The following is a 19,703-nucleotide window of genomic DNA, read 5'->3' as shown; positions in this document are numbered from 1 at the left end:
TTTAGTTGGATATTATAGAATAGTTAACAACAGCCACTTTTTGGGTCGCAAGAACTACCCTGGCCTAGATCTGAGAATTGTAGTTTAGGTTTTTCGGCAGGAATACCACAATTATCCTTTGCAAGACAATCTGTTTGTTTGGTGGTCAATAAAAAGTTAGTGCCGTCAAAGTCCAATCCAAACTTACCTATAGTGTCCGCTTGGTATTCCACTTCTATTTCCAAGTCTTCAATTCCCAAAGTTTTTTCGGAAAGCTCTATGATGTGAACTAACTTTTCAGGATGTAGCCTGTGGTCGTAGTCATTGGCGTTCCAAAGTTGAAAGTTCACTACCTCTTCTTTGCGAACCGTTCCTCCACAGTCTATAAAATGTTTGGTAATCTTACCTACTTCTGTTACATGAAAGTGGTTTGGTACCAATTCCCCATTAGGTAATTGAAAAGCAATTTTGTCTAGTTTAGAAAGCTCCGTTTTAATTTCTGATATTTTCATACTGAATTTTTATTTATTGTATTTTTACGATAAAAGGATTTAAATTTTTTTAGCAACAATCGCTTTTAGGCAAGTCTTGGTCTAAAAATTTGAACATCACTTCTTTCATTTTTGTCCAATTTTCTTTGTGAATGCAATAACAAACACTTGTACCTTCAACCGTGCCCTGTATAAGGCCTAAATTCTTTAGTTCTTTTAAATGTTGTGAAATGGTAGGTTGTGCCAAACCGATTTCATTTACCAAATCGCCACAAACACAGGTGTCAATTTTGAACAAATGCTGTAAAATTGATACTCTGGCCGGATGTCCAAAGACCTTGGCATAAAGTGCAATTTCATTTTGTAAATCGGTGAATATTTCTGTTTTAGCTAATCCCATGTATTTATTTCATAAGTACATTGCAATATTACGATTAATATATTTTCTGCCACGAAGAAAAATGAATTTTAACAGAATTTTGAATAAAAGGTTTTACAGATTATAGTTTTAGAAGACAGTTCAATCGTAACGAGTTTCCTTTGTCGTCATCCGTTACCAGGGCAATTCTGATTTTTCCATCCGGAGTTTTTTCGGCCACGGTAACCGATTCAACTTTAAGCGGAGTATCTGAAGATGGAACGGAGGCAACGCTGTATTTGTTCGAAAAGGTATTGTTCTTTATAGGAATGGCGCCTATAAAACTTCCGGCTATTTCACCATCATTATATGCAGTACCTGTTTTTTCTACAGAAGCCGTGAATATGACCAGGTTTTCGTCCTCTAAAATAGTAGCTCCGGAAAAACCGGATTGGAACCCGTCTATTATAGGTAATTCGTAAAGAAGTGTCTCTGGTTCAGGAAATACAGGGTTAATCCCTTCAATATATCCGATTAAATCTGCATATTTAAAACTGAATATAACGTTTTTTCCTCGGTTAAAAAGGTAAATGATGTCACGATAGATTGCTACGCCTTCAATGTTCAAGTGTGCGCCACCAAGGGTTTTGTTACTTCTTAAATGATTGTATAATTCTGTAATTTGATAGGTTTTAAAAGAGGTGCTATCTTCTAGTGAGATATGAAGGAAAATGTCTCGCTCCGGAGATTTGGCACCTGACCCAAAAGCCAAGATTTCATTTCCGTTTATAGTTTCCAAAGCCTCGAAGTCGGGTTTCTTTGCTTTGTCCAGCCTATTACCATTTAAAAATTCCGTAGAATAAATAGAGGTTTGGTCTAGAACGGTTCCCTTATCATCGACCTTGAACAGATATGGAGAATCATCTCCTACCACATAAAAATTTTCACCAGCTTTGGTGATGCCGGAAGCGCTGGGAACGTTGTGTAGCAATTTGGTGTCTACTACCTCAATTTCTAATGCTTGCCTATTGCACGTAGCGGCAAGGGTTATCAGTAATGAAAAGAAGGCCATTTTCATATAAAACGGTAATTTGTATTTTGTGTTGACTGCTTATAGGGAGGAATTGTCCAATCAACCTTTAATTATTTTTTTGGAGTGCGAATTTAAAAGTATTATTGAAATATTTTGAGCCTTGGCATAGGTTTAACACCTTGTTTTTCAAAAATTAAACGGTAACGTTTGTTATGGAGTAAAGTAAAAGTTCTAAGGAGTCATTTGGTAGGATAACTGTACTGGTTTTAGATAGTCCAAGCTTGTTTAATAGCCTCTGAGAAGGAAGGTTGTCCTTTCCCGTTATAGCGATTATCTCGTTTAAATGAAATTCTTTAAATGCTAGGTCCAATAATTTTGACGATGCTTCAAAAGCATAACCTTGGTTGGCATATTCGGGCAGAAAAGCAAACCCTATATCTATACCCTTTAAACCATCTCGATCATGCAATCCGCATGAGCCCAGTTTTGCACCATCTTCTTTGCGAACTACAGTATAGTTGCCAAAGCCTAATCTATTGAACTGTGGTTTTATTTTAGTTTGAATATAGTTTTTGGCGGCATCTGTGGAATGTATGTTTCTATCCCCTATATATTTAATCCAATCCGGAGTATTGAATAGTCTAAGTATGAATGCGGCGTCTTCCTCAGAAGTTGGTTTTATCTCAAGTCTATTGGTGTAAAAACTTTTCATGTATGTTTTTGTAAGAGTAAAATTTCAACTTCTACAGAGGTTTCTATTTTTGAAAGTCTATTTTCTTAAAGTTTAGATAGTTTCGTTAAAACAAAGGCCATTCTATGTCTAATATCAACTTTAATGCGGTTTTTTACGTATAATAAATAAGATTAGTCCTTTTTAGATCTGGTCTTGACCAAAACCAAATCAGTTTTAATACAAAACAATGTCTAAAAATAGTAAAATAGAGAATAGGGGAGGTGTAATAATTATAATACTAGTGGCCTTATTAGCTGTTATGAAAGTAGTTAACAGTAAGTTGGAGGAGAAGATAGCCAGGGCCAATTATAAGCACGTGAGTTATTCCAGTTGGTACAATGCCAAAAGTATCAAACAGATACTAAAAGAGAACCAACGCGATTATTTGGAGTCATTGCGTGGCACGGGACTTGTTGCAGATGATAAACTGGAACAGTTAGATTTTAGAATAGAACTTACAGATGACCTTATCCGAAAATACGAAGAAGAAAAGACCGAGATTCTTTTAGGCTCGGATAATATACCTAGAGAAGCCTGGTCTCAAGATTTGGATGGTGAAATGGGTAAAATTGTAGGTCTGCGGGCATGGGAGGAAATAGGCCTTACAAACCGCGGTTTAGTGGCCCAGATAGACATAGGAATTTTGTTTCTTCAAATAAGTATCTTATTTGGGGTGTTAGGACTGATTATTAATGAAAACCGTAGATTGCAAGAGGTTTTTACCGGTTTTATGATTGGTGTAGGTTTTATAGGTCTGGGGGTTTGTTTTTACGGATACTACTCCATACTTTAATAATCGGTCTTTTGTAGCGGACTTTTTAAATTCCCTAAAAAACTTACCACCATTTTTCTTCAGTACAATTATCAAGGGCGTATAACGCGCCTAACTTTGGAAAAGTTACCTCAAGTTTTTGTTCCTTGGCGGCCTGTTTAAATCTATCTGCGGGTTCTTTCCAATCATGTTGGGCCAAGGCAAATCCGGCCCAGTGTACCGGCATTACTTTTTTAACTTTGGCATCTAGCGCCGCTTGTATGCTTTCTTCCGGGAACATATGTATCTGATGCCATTTTTGGTTGTACTGACCATTTTCCATAAAACCAAAATCAAACGGACCAAGTTTCTCACCTATCTCTTTAAAATGGGAACCATAGCCACTATCTCCGCTAAACCAGATGTTTTGATTCTTAGATGTAAACGTCCATCCTCCCCAGAGCGATCTGGACCTATCCGTTAATCCCCTGCCCGAAAAATGTCTGCTTGGAGTAAATGTTACTTTTATATCATGGAATGTAGTATTGTCCCACCAATCGAATTCCGTTATCAACTTCGGGTCAATGCCCCAAGTGACCAGATGCCGTTTTACTCCCAAGGCTACATAGTACTTTTTGGTTTTGTTTTTTAGTTTTAAGATACTGTCATAGTCTAAATGGTCATAATGGTCATGGCTCAGTACCATCAAGTCTATTTCTGGAAAATCATCGATCAAGCCCAGTGTGTTTTCAGAAAAGCGTTTGGTTTTGAACGGTGCTATGGGAGACGCATTGGGCCCTAACATGGGGTCTATTAGAATGGTCTTGGCATTCATTCTCATTAATACTACGGAGTGTCCGTACCATATGTATTTAAATGGTGCGTCATCCAACAGAAAAGATTCTTTATGAAACGAAGCAACAGGCAATGGAGCGGCAGGTTCTCTTTTCTCCGTATCCGTAAATTGTTTGTACAAAAGTTTTGGAATATCCCAAAAGTTAATGGACATACTGGTTTCTTCAAGATTAAGAAACTTACCATCTTTCCAATTTTCCGATTGGCCGTAACGTTCGGTTAAGTCATTCGTTAATTTACCTCCGAACTGCTTTTTAAAATTTTTCATTTGACTGCTCTCCCTTAGATAAACAAATATAGGAGTTTGTCAAAGGTGCGCGGCGTTTTGTAATTGAAAAAGGAAGTGTAAAGTCGTTATATTTTAGCGAAAAGAAGTTTTGAAATTTAGTCTACCATAAAAAGTGCATTGGCAAAAAATAGTTTTCCGTTTTCCCAAAACCCACGAAATAGAGGATTGTCAACAAAATAGATTAATTTTCCCTTACCGTGGGATTCTACCCCAAACACCAAGCTTTCCCCAATTTTCTTTTGGGCATCACTTCCTGCAAAACCAGCAGCAGGTTTGGTGTCTTCTTCCTGCAGATAAACTACTGTGCCCTTCTCCAGGTACTTATAAGCGGCCCCACCTAATTTTAGGCTAAAGTAAGTGTGATTATAACCATAGGCCAAAGGGTGGGTTTGGTCTACTTTGGTCTTGAATATAGCTCCTGTAATTTCTTTTCTAATCTGTTCTCGCTGATTATGGTCGTAAACGGGGATGGCAGAGCTGGTGTCTTCTTCGGTTTCCTTTGGTTTCAGTTGAAATTTATCTTCCTTGGCCAGGGCCTTTAAGGCTCCACCTAAAGCTAACAACTTTCCTCCATCGCTTATCCAATCTTTTAACTGGCTCATTCTGTTTTCGGTAAGGAAGCTACTGTAATGACTTCCGTCCGGAAGGATGAGAATATCGTATTGTGAAAGGTTTACATTTTTAAAGTAATCCGTATCCAATATGGTAACAGGGTATTTTAACTGTTGTTCAAAAAAATGCCAGATTTCGCCAAAATTTAGAGTGTAAGTAGGTTCTCCCGAGAGGATGGCTACTTTAGGCCGCTTTATGATTTGTACGGAATTGGAGCCAAAGTCTTTACCATCCTCAACAAACCCTGTTGTGGAGGCTTTTAGGGTCTTATTATGGTTGTTGGCAATGGCGGAAAGAGACTTTAAAAAATCAGGATTGTTTTTATTATCGGCTTTGGTAATTAAAAGTGTACCACGGTTGTATTCGGTGCCCTCCATTGAAAAAGGATTCTTAGCATGCCTGGCTTTAATGCCGCTATTCAGAAGCTCAGCTAAAAATTGGGCGTCGCTAAAGCTGTTCCATTCTACTATAAATGCGTAAGCTTCCTTGGTGATTTTAGCTTTTTCCGGCGCCGATAATTTCGGTTCACGGGTATCTGCGTTTACTCTGGTTTCCGAAGCTACGGCATCAAGTCCGTATGCATAGGGCAAAGACCAAGCGGTAATATCGTAAGTAAGGGAGTCCGTAAGTTTGGTGTTGGGTTCAAAAAGTACTTTTACAAGTGTAGCCTTTTTTTGTTCGGTGCCAATAACTAAGGTGTTTGTATTGGTTTTTATACTACTTACTTTACCTGTACTGTAATTGTAGCCTTTGGCGATTTTATCCGTGGCCCAACCATAATTTATTTCGTGTTGCTCCAATAAATGGGTAAGAGCTTTCAGCTTATCCGTATTGCCGTTAAGAACATAACTCTTGTATTTATAGTCTTTAGGGCGATAGAATTTTTTGAATTCCTCGTTTAATCTTGATACGTTTTTAGAGGCAATCTCTAACGTAGATAATCCGGTGGTGTGATGATGTAGGATTCTGTCCTTTAAGGTAAGGGTGTCACCTGAACCTGTTATGACCCCTAATCCGGCGCTTCCGCTACCACCTTGTTCGTAGGTCATGCCAATACTTCCACTATACGTAGGGTAGGTATCTCCGTAACTAGGATAAAGGAGGTCAAAAATTTCTTTTGTAAAATAAAACCACCCGTTGGCATCAAAATATTTAGCATGGTTCTTCCCCATGGTGGTCTGGAATTCTCTCTGAAAATCCGTAATAACCTCATGAAACGGTTCTGCGGCAGGGGCAAAATAATAAGGGTTGTCTACACCCTGTTCATGAAAATCTACATGTACATGGGGCAGCCATTTATTGTAAGCTTTAATGCGCTGTTGGCTTTCAGTCTGTGTAAGCCATGCCCAATCCCTATTTAAATCAAACATATAATGGTTGGGTCTACCGTTTAGCCAAGGTTCGTGATGCTCCTTACTATTAGGGTCTATGGTATTAGGTGCGTTTTTATATTGATAGTACCAATTTACATAACGTTCCCTACCATCCGGATTCATACAAGGATCTATGATAACTATAGTATTCTTTAGGTATTCCGTTTTCTTAGTCAGAAGTTCATAGACTGTTTTCATAGAGGCTTCAGTACTTACACTCTCATTGCCGTGTACATTATAACTCATCCATACAATGGCTTTTGTGGGGTTCCCTTCACCATCTGTGTTTTTTAAGTGTTCTTGGCGGATGTTTTCAATATTTTTTATGTTCTCCGGAGCGGATATGTATGCAAGTAACAAAGGTCTTCCCTCATTGGTTTCGCCATAATTCTCTAATTTCACTCTGGCCGGGTCAGTTTGGGCCAGATACTCGTAATAGTCCATTACACGATGGTGTCTGGTAAACTGTGAGCCCAGTTCATAACCTAAAAAATCAGAGGGCGATTTTATTTCTTGGGACGAGAGTGTAAGGCAAATACAAAAGGCAAAAACAGATAAGAGAATTTTCATTTGTAAGGTGTTTCCAGAGAATACTACCAAAGCTAACGATTATGGTTAAATAAAGATGCGGTTTCTCCATTAGTGGTATGAAAATTAGGTTGAAGTAATTAACGTATTTTTAGGAAGTCGCATTAGCGAAGAGTTTTATATTTACACCCTTATGGATATTGACTGTTTACCCTTTTACCGGACCGGCTATTTTTCGGAATTTATATGTGATTATCTTGCCCAAGAACCGCAGGTGCGCAACTTTTACAACCGGTTTCCCAACCTAGAGAATTTTAAAGGTCAAATAGCTGAAAAGGCCACAAGTTTTCCCGAAGCCCATAGAGAAGTGCTCTATGAAGCATTACAAAAGCAATACCAGGGGTTTGATGTAACGGAAGAAACCCAGACACACCTAAAAAAACTAAAGGAACCCATTACTTTTACTATAGTTACCGGGCACCAACTAAACCTTTTTACGGGACCGTTATATTTCCTCTATAAGATAGTATCTACCATAAATCTTACAAAGGAGCTTAAAAAAGCATATCCAAAATACAATTTTGTACCTGTGTATTGGATGGCTACGGAAGACCATGATTTTGAGGAAATCAACTACTTTAACTTTCAAGGAAAAAAGTTAAAATGGAATAGAACGGCATCTGGGGCCGTAGGTCACTTGGATACGGAAGGTCTGGATGAAATTTTTGAAGCGTTTTCAAATCAAATAGGGAATAGTACCAATGCCATTGCGTTAAAAGAGCTTTTTAAGAAAGCTTATTTACAGCACGATAATTTAACCAATGCAACACGTTATTTAGCCAATGCACTTTTTGGAAATGAAGGTTTGGTCATTGTAGATGGTGATGATAAGAGCTTAAAAAGTCTTTTAGTGCCTTATGCCGAGAAGGATATTTTTGACCAATTGGCACACCGGAAGGTTTCCGAAACCATAGCGGAATTTGAAGCTTTGGAGCAGAAGTATACCATTCAGGTAAACCCTCGTGAAATCAATTATTTTTACCTAAAGGAGGGGCTCAGAGAAAGGATTGTGGAGCAAAACGGGGAATATTTTATAAACGATACTGAAATTCGTTTTACGAAAGAAGAACTGAAAAAAGAATTAAAAGCTTACCCGGAACGGTTCTCTCCCAACGTAATCGCAAGACCATTATACCAAGAGGTAATCCTGCCTAATCTATGTTATATAGGTGGAGGAGGGGAAATAGCTTATTGGTTGGAGCTGAAAGCCATGTTCGAGGCCATGCAAGTACCTTTTCCTATTTTGTTGCTGAGAAATTCGGCATTGGTGATAACTGAAAAGCAAGCGGAAAAGTTGGCTAAAATGAACCTTGCCGTAAAAGACCTGTTTTTAAAACAAAGTAGCTTCATTAATAAAAAAATCAGGGAAATATCTAATATTGATATTGACTTTGCCCCTCAAAAACAACTGTTAGAGGAGCAATTTAAAGCTTTGTATGATTTAGCAGAACAGACCGATGCTTCTTTCTTGGGAGCCGTAAAGGCCCAAGAAGTAAAGCAAAAGAAAGGTTTGGACCATCTTGAAAAAAGGTTGCTGCAGGCTCAAAAACGAAAACTTAAAGACCACGTGCTTCGCATGACGGAAATTCAGAACGAACTTTTTCCGAATAAGTCTTTACAGGAGCGGAACGTAAATTTCTCCGAGCTTTATTTGGAGTTAGGAGAAAGTCTAGTGCCTATGCTTTTGGATACCTTAAAGCCACTTCAACAAGAGTTCACAGTAGTAAAGGTATAGTTGGCAGTACAAGTTAAGGGGTTAAAAACTCCCCTTCCCAAGATGCATCGGTTCTGGAAAAAAGCACCCTAATATGGTTGGGTCGCTTTAATTTTAGGTACTCAATAGTGTCAGGTACTATTTCAATAGCGCAAAAATGGTTGCGGTCATCTAAATATGTAATGGTATCCGGTGCTTTTATAATACTCCCGGGGGCCACATGGGTAGTGTAGTCTTTTTTATTGCTGTCCGGAACAGCACTCCAGTATTCTTTTAGTATTTCAGGTTTAGTAATTTTTGATGCTTTTCCTTTTATGACAATCTGCAAAAGATTTTCAGGATGATAGAATAATAAACTTACATCTGCTTTATTCTCAATATCCTTAACTTTTTGGGAACGCTTGTCCGTATAGAATACAAGGCTTAGGTTGTCATTAAAATGTCTAAAGACTACTGTACGTTGACTTGGAGTCCCAGATTTGCCCATGGTGGCTAATGTAAAAAACCGAAAAGGATGTCCTCTTTCTACAATTCCCTTTTTTATTTCGCTTAGGGTTTCATCCCAAAAAATAGAAGTCATTTATATGCTTTTAAATAAAAGTAGAAAAAACTTTTAAAAAAGGGTAGGGTATTTGTCAAGTAGAGTGTTATTAGTAAAAATGCTATGAAAAAGTTTTTTAACTAAACGATTTCATGTGTTTAGGTTGGTTTTTTTGATTTTGATGAAAAGTCCGGGTTTGGTATCCCGGACTTTTACTTTTTTAAGGATTTCCGTTTAATTCATATTCAATCACCTTTTCAGTAAGTTGATATCCCGCAAAGACGCCTACCCCGTTTTTTCCTTCAATATTGTTAGGCATGATGCTGTACTCAACAAAAGGATTACCATCATTATAATCGTTTAGATAAGTGGCTCGGCGGTTCAAATAAAGCATTTCTTCTACATTAGCCACTTGTAAGGTTATTTTGGCGGAAGTTGAATTTTCAACGTCGTAATTGGTGATAATGGTATTAGCACTAAGAGTTTCCCCATCTCCGATAACATCTGTTAAAAAACTGCTTAGTTCAAAATCTATTATGTAAGGGTAGGTCTCTCCTTCGTACGTTTCTTCGGCTATTGCTCCTATTATGTAATAGTTTTTTGAGCCGCTAATATCTTGAAAAGCAATATCCAGATTATAATCTTGGTAGAATTCGTTTTTTTCTCCCGCGGTTATTTTTTCCGTAATGGGCTCAATCTTTTTGGGAATGCTACAGGATGAGGTAAATTCTTGGTTGTTAGCGGAAACCCTTAAAAAATAAGTTGCCTCTCCTTTAATATCAAATTCGGAAGCATCTACCTGATAATTTCTACTTTCCGGATTATAGGTAAGTTGAATTTCATTGTCATCTTCATCACTAATGAGAACAGTTGCATCCTTTATGATGAATGGGTCTGTGTTTGACCCGGAGCCCATGTCATCCACATGGTTATATATAGGGGTTCCTACAGCAGGAACCGCTGTTGAAACATGAACGGTTAGCACAGTATCGGTAGGGGATAGATATCCAATAATATAGGTGCCGTCGTCTACATTGAGCAACTCATCTGCATCTACAGGGTCTTGGCACGCGCTACACAGCAGAACTAACATTAAACTTATCTGAATGTATTTGCTCATGGTTAAAATTTAAAGGTGTAGTTAATAGAAGGTATCAATATGAGTACGGAGGTCCGGGTCAGTTGCTTTTCTTCCGGAGCATCTGGGTTGTAAAAATCGTAATCCTTATTCTCAATGGTGTATATAAACGGATTTTTACGGGCATAGGCGTTGTAGAGCGAAAGTCCCCAAGTGCGTTCTCTGTTCTTCTTTTTCTTTTTATGGAATTGAACGCCCAAATCTAACCTATGACTGGTTTCACCTCGAAAATTGTTTCGTTGTGTGGTGAAATTTTCCATTCCCGAATAGTTATAATACGTTGGATAATTGGCAACCGGGAAATTTACCGGTTCCGCAACATGCTGTTGGTTGGGCAAGGTGTAATTGTTGCCGGTAGAAAGTACCCAAGTACCCGATAAGGTTATTTTTTCACTTGGTTTGTAAATACCTACTAGTGATATATCGTGTCTGCGATCATAGCGATCATAGAACTTCTTACCCAGGTTCAATTCATCAAATTGCCTTTCGGACCATGCTAAAGTATAACCTAGCCAGCCCGTAAAGGGGCCTGTTTGCTTTCTGAAAAGTATTTCGGCACCGTAGGCCCATCCTTTTCCGGAGGTAATATTTTCTTCCCAATTGGTATTCTTTCCGCTCTCCAAATCATCAATTGCTAAAAAAGAGGCGCCTTCTTTGTATGCAATAACATCATCCAAGGTCTTGTAATAGCCTTCTAGGCTTATGGAGTAATCCTTGTCAAAGAAATCTTTTGCGATACCTACAGCGAACTGTTGGGAGGTTTGTGGTTTTATGTTGTCCGTAGATGAGACCCATAAATCCGTTGGTAGGCCTATGCCGGAACTGGACAGTAGGTGAATATACTGGTTCATCCGGGAATAAGAGGCTTTAAAGGCCAGGTCGGTTTTCATGTTATAGGATAATGCCAACCGGGGTTCAGGGTTTACATAGTGTTTATCCTTATAATTGAAATAGCTAAGTCTAAGGCCGGGAGACAGACTCAATTTATCCGTCAATTTCCAGTCGTCTTCGGCATAGATGGCACCTTCAAAGGAATTTAGTTCTTGTTCTTTATCTATATCCGCGTTAAATTCATCTTTTAGCAATAACCGCTGTGGTGTAAAGTTGTGCATGGTTGCGTTGGCACCAAACCGGATTGTATGCTGATTGTTCGGATAATAGTCAAAATCAGTCTTTAAGGTATAGTCATTAATACCCGAACTGCTTTTAAACAGGTATTGTTGGTCATCAAAATCTTCCTCAATTGATATTTTAAACTTGTAGTTACTGAAAATCAGTGAGGTGTTAGAGAAAAGTTTATTGTTAAACTGGTGGTTCCAACGAAGGGTAGAGGTGATATTTCCCCATTGCAACCTTGATTTGTCTCTGTTTCCATCATCATAAACACTATTGTCATAGAATTTGTCCTGGCCCAAGTAGTTGCTCCAGAACAATTTGTCCTTTGGACTAAAAATATGATGAATCTTAAAATTGAAATCGGTAAAGTAATACCCCGTTCTATTGCCTTTTTTACTATCTACAAAGGGTCGTGCCATAATATCTGCATAAGTACGGCGCCCGCTGGCAATGAAAGAAGTCTTCCCTTTGTTAATAGGGCCTTCAAGTAATGCGGATGAGGAGATAAGTCCAATGTTAACCTTGCCTGAAAGCTTTTCTTTGTTTCCATCTTTCATATCCAATTTAATGACAGAAGATAGTCGGCCACCAAAACGGGCGGGAAAACCACCTTTAAAAGCTTCTACGGATTTAATGGCATCACCGTTAAAGACCGAGAAAAATCCAAAAAGGTGATTGGAGTTGTAGACCACCGCATCATCCAAGATAATAAGGTTTTGATCCGGTGTGCCCCCGCGAACAAAGAAACCGGAACTTCCTTCGGAACCTCCTTGAATTCCGGGCATGAGCTGCAAGGTCTTCATTACGTCTTTTTCACCTAATAGTGCAGGTATATCTTGAATATCCGCAGGATTGATTTGTACTTTACTCATTTGGGTGACCTTGCTTTCCTTTATGCTCTCATCTGCCTTCACTACAACTTCATCCAGATTTTGGGTAGAAGGTTTTAGGGTAACGGATAGAATTTTGTCCTCCGTTAAATTAATTTGTCGTTTTTCATTTCCGTAACCAATGTATGAAATGATGACTTCATGGTTTCCTTCGGGTAGGGTCAATGAGAAAAAACCATAGTCATTTGTAGTGGTGCCCAATTTTAATTCAGGAACATAAACGGATACCCCCAATAGATGTTCTCCACTTCCACTTTCTGTAACATATCCGCTAACGATATATTTTTCATCCGCTTGATCGGGGGTAAAAAAGTTGTCTTTAAAAATAAAAGGTGTTCTGGAATTTTTTTGAATTCCCTTTTCTATCCCGCAATGGAGTCTACTCATTTTTGAATGTCCTTGTTGAAATAGAGCAAGAAAAAATGAGGTGCAACAGATGGCTTTTTTCAAGATGTGTTCGTTTTTTGATTGATGTAATTACTGCTTTTGTGCACTGATGAAATGTTTTTATAGCAGTAAATTCTTACGCAAGAAAGTTATAATCTTTAAAGCACGCTGTTAACAAAAAGATAAATAAAATGAACATCAAGAGAGGTCAAAAATGGTTTTTAGTTTTTTCTGCGTCCGTAACCCAATCGGCCAAGATAACCGCGTAAAATAACTAAAAAAGGTTAATTTTAACATAATTTAACACTTTGTAGGAATTGTTTTAATTTATTTAAAACCAGTATTTTAAATTATTTGTAATGAAGTGTTAGTTGTGATTTTTATATTTTCTTTGAAATCGCTCTTTTTTGAGCGAAATCCTTGGTGATTTTCGTGAAAAAATTGAAAAAAGGAACGTTGAGATGGACTTTTGGGTATTGTGAAAAATTTAGCTTTTGATGAATCTTTGGGGTGGATGTTTTTTGAATTGTAGGAATTTTAGTTTTCAATTTGGCTTACTCCCTACTGTTGTAATTCTGTTATTTGGGGTGATTGTTAAAAACCCGATTATAAATATGTAAAAAGAGTCTTTTTGGGAGAATGGAATTTGCTATTTTTGGCCATGCAAAACAACGTCCTTATACTCGATTTCGGTTCTCAGTACACACAACTCATCGCTAGAAGGGTTAGAGAACTCAACATTTTTTGTGAAATAAAGCCGTATAACAAGCCTCCGGAGGACTTATCCTCTTATAACGCGGTAATCCTGTCGGGTTCCCCGTTCTCGGTACGGGCCGATGATGCTCCGCATCCGGATCTGTCCGAAATCAAAGGCAAGAAACCTTTATTGGCGGTTTGTTATGGAGCGCAATACTTGGCTCACTTTGGTGGCGGCAATGTGGCGCCTTCCAATACTAGGGAATATGGTCGTGCAAATCTGTCCTATATTAAATCTGGCGAAGCGTTTTTTGAAGGTGTTTCGGAAGGTAGTCAAGTCTGGATGAGCCATAGCGATACGATACAAGAGCTTCCTGAAAACGGAGTGGTTTTAGCAAGCACACATGATGTTGAACGTGCTGCGTATAAGATTGAAAACGAGGATACTTATGCTATTCAATTTCATCCAGAGGTTTATCACTCTACAGATGGAAAAAAAATACTGGAAAACTTCTTGGTAAACATTGCTGGAGTGGAACAAACTTGGACGCCGGATGCGTTTGTTGATTTGACCGTGGCGGAGCTAAAACAGAAAATAGGTAACGATAAAGTTGTGCTCGGTTTGTCCGGTGGAGTAGATTCTACGGTTGCGGCTGTGTTACTCCATAAGGCTATTGGAAAGAATCTTTATTGCATTTTCGTGAATAATGGTCTTTTAAGAAAGAACGAGTTTCAGGACGTACTTGATCAGTACGAGCATATGGGGCTTAATGTAAAAGGAGTTGATGCTTCGGCACGCTTTTTGGATGCTCTTGCTGGAGAAAGTGACCCGGAGAAGAAAAGAAAGATAATAGGAAAGGTGTTTATAGATGTTTTTGATGATGAGGCGCACCTAGTGCAGGATGTAAAGTGGTTGGCACAAGGTACTATTTATCCAGATGTAATTGAGTCGGTTTCTGCTACTGGAGGTCCATCGGCAACTATTAAGAGTCACCATAATGTAGGTGGTTTGCCGGATTTTATGAAGTTAAATGTGGTAGAGCCTTTAAAAATGTTGTTTAAGGATGAGGTTAGGCGCGTAGGTAAGAGTATGGCCATAGGTGATGAGCGCTTGGGAAGACATCCTTTTCCTGGTCCTGGACTAGCAATTCGTATTTTGGGTGACATTACGCCGGAAAAGGTGTCTATACTACAGGAGGTGGATCATATCTTTATACAGGGATTGCGTGATTGGGGCCTTTATGATAAGGTTTGGCAGGCCGGAGCAATGCTTTTGCCCGTAAATAGTGTAGGAGTTATGGGAGATGAGCGTACTTATGAAAAATGCGTAGCTTTGCGAGCTGTAGAAAGTACCGATGGTATGACCGCCGATTGGGTGAATTTACCCTACGAATTCTTGCAAAAGATATCAAACGATATTATCAACAAAGTGCCGGGCGTTAACAGGGTTGTGTACGACATAAGTTCTAAGCCGCCGGCAACCATTGAATGGGAATAAATATGAATCAGTTTTTTAAAGTAGGTCTAACATTATTATTGTTCGTTTTTGTGGGGTGCAAAGCTTCTGCACAGAAGTTTACCACGCATGCCGTAAAGAAGGGTGAGACCTTGGAGGGTATAGCAAAACAGTATAGATTGGATACTGAAACTATACTTAAATTAAACAAAGAGGTAAAACGCGGTGATGAGCTGAGGGCTAATACAATATTGGTTATTCCTAAGGATAGTAAAGCCAAGGAAGTTGCCTCTCAATCTACAAGAAAAGTAGAGCCCGCATCCGTGAAAAAAGATGAGGGCGAAGCGCAAGAAGAACCTATTGGATTCACATCGTACCGAGTAAAGAAAAAGGAAACATTGTACAGTATTGCGAAACGGTTTCAGATTACCGAAGAAGCAATTAAGAAATACAATCCAGAATTATACTCTTCGCAACTAAAAAGAAAAATGACATTGAAGATTCCGAAATACCGCAGGGTAAAACCGGAAGACGAGATTGTTATTAACGAAGATGATTTTGAAATTTATGAGGTAGCTCCCAAAGAAACCAGATGGAGTATTGCGTATAAGTATGGCATTACTGTAGATAGTATGGTGGTCTTAAATCCTGAGTTGTCAAAATCCAATGACTACTTAGCCGTAGGGCAAGAGTTAAAATTGCCAAAGATTGCGGGAAGCACTGTAGATAACCAGCAAACAGAACTGTATACTTCGTACACGGTTCCTCCTAAAATGAATTTCTTTCAGTTAGAGCAGAAATTTGGAGTAAAATCGGATGAAATCGTTCGCTTGAATCCTGAAATTACAGAAAGAGGTGGCTTAAAAGAAGGTATGGTAATTCGTATTCCGCAGAAAAAAGCGGATAGCGGAGCCATTAATACGGAGAACTTTAATTTTTATGAGGTAAAGCCAAAACAAACCGAATTCTCACTTACTCGTAAATTCGGTATAAGTTATAAAGAACTTTTAGCATTGAATCCGGATTTGTCCCAAGGGTTAAAAGCAGGTATGATACTAAAATTGCCTAAAGAACAGGAAGGTAATTTTGAGGTTCGTAATTCATTGGTGTTGGATAAAATCAATCTTGTGGATAGTGTTAACACGCAGAACAAGCCAAAGTTGATGTTTCTTTTGCCTTTCCGATTGGATAAGTTGGACTTAAGTGATAAAAACCGCGTAGCTAACATCATAGATAAAAGAAATAGTCTTAAGTATAGTTTGGGGCTTTACTCGGGGGCATTGGTAGCAATTGATTCTATTGCAGATTTAGGAATTTCAGTAGATGTTAAAACTTTTGATAATCAACTGAGCTTGGCAAGAACCAAAGAAATCCTTCAAGGAGAGAATCTTTCCGGGTACGGTGCAATTGTAGGTCCGTTGGATATGCCTTCCTTGAAAGAGACTGCGGTAAGGGCTAGTGGTAAACAAGTTCCTCTTGTAGCCCCTATTCCCGCTAAGAGCGATTTAAGTTTGTCCAATGTTTTCTTTTCGTATACTTCTGAGAAGGTGCTACGTGACCGTCTGATAAGCTATGTACAGGAAAAGCGCACTGCTGAGCAGCATATTATCATTATTGCAGATGACAAGAACAAAGCTGTGCAAAAACAACTGTTAGCAAGCTTTCCCGGTGCCGATACATTAAAAGTGGCCCAAGAGGAAAAGAACATCGGTATTAACATAGAAAAGTTAACGGAGCTTCTTTCTGAAGATTCGGATAACTGGGTTTTTGTAGAGACCGATAATTTCAAATTGGTTTCAAGTGTAAGTTCTATATTAAACTCTAGGAATACAGAGGATATAAAAGTGCGCATGTTCACTACAAATAAAAACAATGCTTTTGATAACGAGGTAATCAGTAATGCCCACTTATCAAATTTACATTTCACCTACCCATCCGTGTATAAAACAGCTTCAAACGATTCATTTTCTAAACGATATGAAAAACGATTTGGAAGTACTCCGGATAGATATGCCGTACGTGGTTTTGATATTACGTATGACCTTCTGTTGAAGCTGGCGTACAAGAATAACCTAATGGAAGCTTCCAAGGTTATTGGTGAAACGGAGTATTCCGGTAGTAAGTTTGATTATGAAAAGCATGGAGCTTCTGGTTACTTTAATCAATCATCCTACGTTTTAATGTTTGAGGACCTTCGGATAAAAGAGGCGGAGTAAGTTTAGAAATCAGTAAAAATTATTTCTTTTTTGAATCAGGTAGTACTAACTTAGGGTTTACGAATAGAACAATAAATTCTAAACCCAATTTAGTATGACTTCAAAAGTAACCTACAACGGAGAATTAAGAACCACTTGTGAACATGTGCGCTCCGGTAACACTTTCATTACGGACGCTCCCGTAGATAATAATGGTCTGGGACAGGCTTTTTCACCAACTGATACAGTAGCTACCGGGTTGGGGAGCTGCATGGTTACTATGATGGGGATAAAGGCCAAAGGACTAGGGGTAAAGTTGGATGGTTCTACGGTGGAAATCAAGAAGCACATGGCTGCCGGACCAAGACGTATCTCTAAAATTGAAGCCAAACTCATTTTACCTTCGGATGTTTCGGAGAAGGATAGAAAAATCTTGGAGCATACGGCAATGACGTGCCCCGTGCACTACAGTTTGCATCCGGATATAGAAAAGGTAATCACATTTCATTGGGAGCTCTAAAAAACAGCCTTTGGGCCTTTTGCTTGTTGGTGACCGGTATGGTTTTTTCCCAAGAGGAAGAAATCATGGTTTGGGATGCGGACAGAAAACTGCAATGGTCCGATTTTAAGGGCAGTTATTTTAAAACCGAATGGGCCGCAGCAACAACGGCCAGCGGTATTAGTTACTCGTTTTCATCTTTTAAGAAAAATGGGCAGCTCTATTTGGATTTTGTAGTGCAGAGCGAATTTTACCCCAATAAATCATGGTATCGCCCGGAATTATGCGATTCAATTATTTTAAGCCATGAGCAGTTGCATTTTGATATATCCGAGCTCTATGCCAGGAAAATGCGGGAACGGTTGGCCAAGACTCAATTTACAATGGATGCCAAGGCGGAAGTGAGGGCTATATATAAATCTATTTTAAAAGAGCTAAGCAATTTTCAGAACAAATACGATAGGGAGACCAATTTTTCCAGAGACTTGCAAAAGCAGTTGCTCTGGAACCAAGAAATTAAAGCTGCACTTAAAGAAGAAAAGCCTTCTCAGAATTAAATTCTAAGAAGGCTTTTAATATTTTATTTCTAGGCTGTTAGAACCTAAAAGAAGCTCCTAGTGTTAAGAAGGCAGCACCATAACCCGCTTCTGCAAAACCGGCAATACTGTCTGTAAAGTACCAACGACCTCCAACAAAAGCGGTTGCTCCAGGTCTGCTGTTTAGGTCGTTAAAATCATCTCCATTATAAATACGCATAGATATCATAGCCCCACCGTATACATCCAGGTTATCAATATCAAAACCGGTATAGTGATAGGCGCCACGAGCTCCTATGACCGTATAGGACCAGCTATAATCCGCATTGTTGAAGTTACTGTCATAGGTGAACTTTTTGTAACCAAGGTATCCACCAAGACTAACAACACCGGGGCCAGGAACATCCCAAACGCCTCTTTCGTAGCTAGCACTGAATACAGGACTTTGTGTAGAAGTGTCGTATCCGCCGTAATATCCTCCTAAGCCAAGACCTACGTTAATTACGTTTGAGCCTACCTCAAATTCCTGGGCGGATGCAAGCTGCACTACAAATGTAAAGGCAGCTAATAGTGTAAGTGTTTTTTTCATTGTAATAGTGTTTAGTGTAACGTTGTTATTTAGAATAAAATTCTCAGTAAAATTACGTACATATTTTTTAATTGGTTTCTTTTGGCTTGTGAATTCGGTATAGAACACCATTTTATTTAGAGGTTGCAAAAGCATGTTTTTCCTTTGTATAGGAGCTATTCCCATGTAATAGTGCCGTTCATTGTCAAAGTTACTTTCGTTTCGGTATTAACAACTGTGGTTTCATTAAAAACCATTTCCTTTTTATCAAAATCTATATTGTAGTCGGCTCCGCAATCAATAAAGTTTCCGCTGCTAGGTACGGAACATCCAAAGCGGTATTCTTCACCGTCAATAAATATGACCATAGAGATATCTTTTTCTGCGGAAGTAGTTCCACCGGCATTAAGGTCGTCTCCACCTATAAGAACAAAGCCTTTGTCAAGGTTTTTAGGTTCTGGTCCTTCTTCTGTAATTGGAGTGTTTTCGTCCGTTAAAATCACTGATTTTTCCGTGCCTGTCAAATCTGCACGACCAACGGCAATGTGTCCAACAACGAGCTCAGTGCCAACATCAGAGGTTTCATCACCGGACAATTCTATAGTGCCAAAATTGTTAGTTGTTTCTTCTTCTTCTTCTTCTTCTTCTTCTTCTTCTTCTTCTTCTTGCGGACTTTCTTCCACTTCCTCTTCTTCGTTGGTTTCCTCTTCTTGTTCCTCTTCGGTGGTGCTCTCGTTCTCTTCTTCTGTAACCGGGTCTTCTTCGCTTTGCTCTTTTGGAACGGGAGGGTCTATGGTTGAATTATCTTCGGAACAGGATATGGTGGTGCTCAGAAGGAGTATAAGCGTGTATATGGATACTATTTTCGGTAGATTCATTGTTCGCGATGTTTAGATGTTTGCGTT

General features: G+C 38.8%; 17 protein-coding genes. 6 read left to right on the top strand and 11 right to left on the bottom strand.

Annotated features, from left to right (window positions below):
* Positions 1-23: 23 nt before the first annotated feature.
* The 4 genes from H9565_RS15510 to H9565_RS15495 form a co-directional block, all read right to left on the bottom strand.
* Positions 24-491 carry a DUF6428 family protein gene (locus tag H9565_RS15510; RefSeq protein ID WP_215440993.1) on the bottom strand — a complete coding sequence of 156 codons (468 nt, stop codon included), beginning with the start codon at positions 489-491 and terminating at the stop codon, positions 24-26.
* Positions 492-540: 49 nt separating this feature from the next.
* Positions 541-870, bottom strand: coding sequence for an ArsR/SmtB family transcription factor (locus H9565_RS15505; protein ID WP_215440992.1), 330 nt, complete (start codon positions 868-870; stop codon positions 541-543).
* A 100-nt stretch (positions 871-970) separates the two neighbouring features.
* Positions 971-1,906: a DUF6929 family protein gene (locus tag H9565_RS15500; protein ID WP_215440991.1), complete on the bottom strand. Its 936-nt coding sequence runs from the start codon at positions 1,904-1,906 to the stop codon at positions 971-973.
* Between the two features lie 148 nt (positions 1,907-2,054).
* Positions 2,055-2,573 carry a GNAT family N-acetyltransferase gene (locus tag H9565_RS15495; RefSeq protein ID WP_215440989.1) on the bottom strand — a complete coding sequence of 173 codons (519 nt, stop codon included), beginning with the start codon at positions 2,571-2,573 and terminating at the stop codon, positions 2,055-2,057.
* A gap of 208 nt (positions 2,574-2,781) precedes the next feature.
* Here H9565_RS15495 and H9565_RS15490 point away from each other — a divergent pair, with 208 nt between their 5' ends.
* Positions 2,782-3,387, top strand: a complete 606-nt coding sequence (locus H9565_RS15490) for a DUF4337 family protein (protein WP_215440987.1) — start codon at positions 2,782-2,784, stop codon at positions 3,385-3,387.
* Between the two features lie 43 nt (positions 3,388-3,430).
* Here H9565_RS15490 and H9565_RS15485 read toward each other — a convergent pair whose 3' ends face one another.
* Positions 3,431-4,468, bottom strand: coding sequence for an MBL fold metallo-hydrolase (locus H9565_RS15485; RefSeq protein ID WP_215440985.1), 1,038 nt, complete (start codon positions 4,466-4,468; stop codon positions 3,431-3,433).
* A 116-nt stretch (positions 4,469-4,584) separates the two neighbouring features.
* Positions 4,585-7,044 (bottom strand): M14 metallopeptidase family protein, encoded by a 2,460-nt coding sequence (locus H9565_RS15480; RefSeq protein ID WP_215440983.1) that lies wholly within the window; start codon positions 7,042-7,044, stop codon positions 4,585-4,587.
* 151 nt (positions 7,045-7,195) lie between these two features.
* Between H9565_RS15480 and bshC the strand changes: the two genes are divergently transcribed.
* The gene (gene bshC / locus H9565_RS15475) at positions 7,196-8,797 is read left to right on the top strand and encodes a bacillithiol biosynthesis cysteine-adding enzyme BshC (RefSeq protein WP_215440981.1); all 1,602 of its coding nucleotides are present in this window, start codon (positions 7,196-7,198) and stop codon (positions 8,795-8,797) included.
* Positions 8,798-8,810: 13 nt separating this feature from the next.
* Here the strand turns inward: bshC and H9565_RS15470 are convergent, their stop codons facing one another.
* From H9565_RS15470 to H9565_RS15460, 3 genes are all read right to left on the bottom strand, one after another.
* Positions 8,811-9,356 (bottom strand): pyridoxamine 5'-phosphate oxidase family protein, encoded by a 546-nt coding sequence (locus H9565_RS15470; protein WP_215440979.1) that lies wholly within the window; start codon positions 9,354-9,356, stop codon positions 8,811-8,813.
* Positions 9,357-9,537: 181 nt separating this feature from the next.
* Positions 9,538-10,437 (bottom strand): DUF4249 family protein, encoded by a 900-nt coding sequence (locus H9565_RS15465; protein WP_215440978.1) that lies wholly within the window; start codon positions 10,435-10,437, stop codon positions 9,538-9,540.
* A gap of 2 nt (positions 10,438-10,439) precedes the next feature.
* Complete coding sequence (locus H9565_RS15460) at positions 10,440-12,848, bottom strand: TonB-dependent receptor (RefSeq protein ID WP_215440976.1); 2,409 nt, start codon at positions 12,846-12,848, stop codon at positions 10,440-10,442.
* 661 nt (positions 12,849-13,509) lie between these two features.
* Here H9565_RS15460 and guaA point away from each other — a divergent pair.
* The 4 genes from guaA (at position 13,510) to H9565_RS15440 (ending at position 18,251) form a co-directional block, all read left to right on the top strand.
* Entirely contained in the window at positions 13,510-15,042 is a 1,533-nt protein-coding gene (gene guaA / locus H9565_RS15455) for a glutamine-hydrolyzing GMP synthase (RefSeq protein ID WP_215441071.1), read from the top strand.
* Between the two features lie 2 nt (positions 15,043-15,044).
* Positions 15,045-17,216 (top strand): LysM peptidoglycan-binding domain-containing protein, encoded by a 2,172-nt coding sequence (locus H9565_RS15450; RefSeq protein ID WP_246560694.1) that lies wholly within the window; start codon positions 15,045-15,047, stop codon positions 17,214-17,216.
* Positions 17,217-17,310: 94 nt separating this feature from the next.
* Positions 17,311-17,715, top strand: a complete 405-nt coding sequence (locus H9565_RS15445; RefSeq protein WP_215440972.1) for an OsmC family protein — start codon at positions 17,311-17,313, stop codon at positions 17,713-17,715.
* On the top strand, positions 17,703-18,251 hold the full coding sequence (locus H9565_RS15440) for a DUF922 domain-containing protein (RefSeq protein WP_246560691.1): 549 nt from the start codon (positions 17,703-17,705) through the stop codon (positions 18,249-18,251). The genes H9565_RS15445 and H9565_RS15440 overlap by 13 nt, the downstream gene beginning before the upstream one ends.
* 37 nt (positions 18,252-18,288) lie before the next feature.
* Here H9565_RS15440 and H9565_RS15435 read toward each other — a convergent pair whose 3' ends face one another.
* Both H9565_RS15435 and H9565_RS15430 read right to left on the bottom strand, forming a co-directional pair.
* Positions 18,289-18,819, bottom strand: coding sequence for a hypothetical protein (locus H9565_RS15435; RefSeq protein WP_215440970.1), 531 nt, complete (start codon positions 18,817-18,819; stop codon positions 18,289-18,291).
* Positions 18,820-18,974: 155 nt separating this feature from the next.
* The gene (locus H9565_RS15430) at positions 18,975-19,676 is read right to left on the bottom strand and encodes a hypothetical protein (RefSeq protein ID WP_215440968.1); all 702 of its coding nucleotides are present in this window, start codon (positions 19,674-19,676) and stop codon (positions 18,975-18,977) included.
* Positions 19,677-19,703: the final 27 nt, after the last annotated feature.

Source organism: Zobellia russellii (assembly GCF_018728565.1).
Classification (GTDB): Bacteria; Bacteroidota; Bacteroidia; order Flavobacteriales; family Flavobacteriaceae; genus Zobellia; species Zobellia russellii.
Note: the sequence above shows the minus strand (reverse complement) of the source record. Positions and strands in the feature narration are given on the sequence as shown.

What these genes read in the sequence shown, in the direction of transcription:
- H9565_RS15490 (WP_215440987.1), top strand. Translation starts at nt 2,782, where the DNA reads ATGTCTAAAAATAGTAAAATAGAGAATAGGGGAGGTGTAATAATTATA.
- H9565_RS15500 (WP_215440991.1), bottom strand. Translation starts at nt 1,906, where the DNA reads ATGAAAATGGCCTTCTTTTCATTACTGATAACCCTTGCCGCTACGTGC.
- H9565_RS15460 (WP_215440976.1), bottom strand. Translation starts at nt 12,848, where the DNA reads ATGAGTAGACTCCATTGCGGGATAGAAAAGGGAATTCAAAAAAATTCC.
- H9565_RS15510 (WP_215440993.1), bottom strand. Translation starts at nt 491, where the DNA reads ATGAAAATATCAGAAATTAAAACGGAGCTTTCTAAACTAGACAAAATT.
- bshC (WP_215440981.1), top strand. Translation starts at nt 7,196, where the DNA reads ATGGATATTGACTGTTTACCCTTTTACCGGACCGGCTATTTTTCGGAA.
- H9565_RS15485 (WP_215440985.1), bottom strand. Translation starts at nt 4,468, where the DNA reads ATGAAAAATTTTAAAAAGCAGTTCGGAGGTAAATTAACGAATGACTTA.
- H9565_RS15470 (WP_215440979.1), bottom strand. Translation starts at nt 9,356, where the DNA reads ATGACTTCTATTTTTTGGGATGAAACCCTAAGCGAAATAAAAAAGGGA.
- H9565_RS15465 (WP_215440978.1), bottom strand. Translation starts at nt 10,437, where the DNA reads ATGAGCAAATACATTCAGATAAGTTTAATGTTAGTTCTGCTGTGTAGC.
- H9565_RS15435 (WP_215440970.1), bottom strand. Translation starts at nt 18,819, where the DNA reads ATGAAAAAAACACTTACACTATTAGCTGCCTTTACATTTGTAGTGCAG.
- guaA (WP_215441071.1), top strand. Translation starts at nt 13,510, where the DNA reads ATGCAAAACAACGTCCTTATACTCGATTTCGGTTCTCAGTACACACAA.
- H9565_RS15445 (WP_215440972.1), top strand. Translation starts at nt 17,311, where the DNA reads ATGACTTCAAAAGTAACCTACAACGGAGAATTAAGAACCACTTGTGAA.
- H9565_RS15505 (WP_215440992.1), bottom strand. Translation starts at nt 870, where the DNA reads ATGGGATTAGCTAAAACAGAAATATTCACCGATTTACAAAATGAAATT.
- H9565_RS15450 (WP_246560694.1), top strand. Translation starts at nt 15,045, where the DNA reads ATGAATCAGTTTTTTAAAGTAGGTCTAACATTATTATTGTTCGTTTTT.
- H9565_RS15495 (WP_215440989.1), bottom strand. Translation starts at nt 2,573, where the DNA reads ATGAAAAGTTTTTACACCAATAGACTTGAGATAAAACCAACTTCTGAG.
- H9565_RS15430 (WP_215440968.1), bottom strand. Translation starts at nt 19,676, where the DNA reads ATGAATCTACCGAAAATAGTATCCATATACACGCTTATACTCCTTCTG.
- H9565_RS15480 (WP_215440983.1), bottom strand. Translation starts at nt 7,044, where the DNA reads ATGAAAATTCTCTTATCTGTTTTTGCCTTTTGTATTTGCCTTACACTC.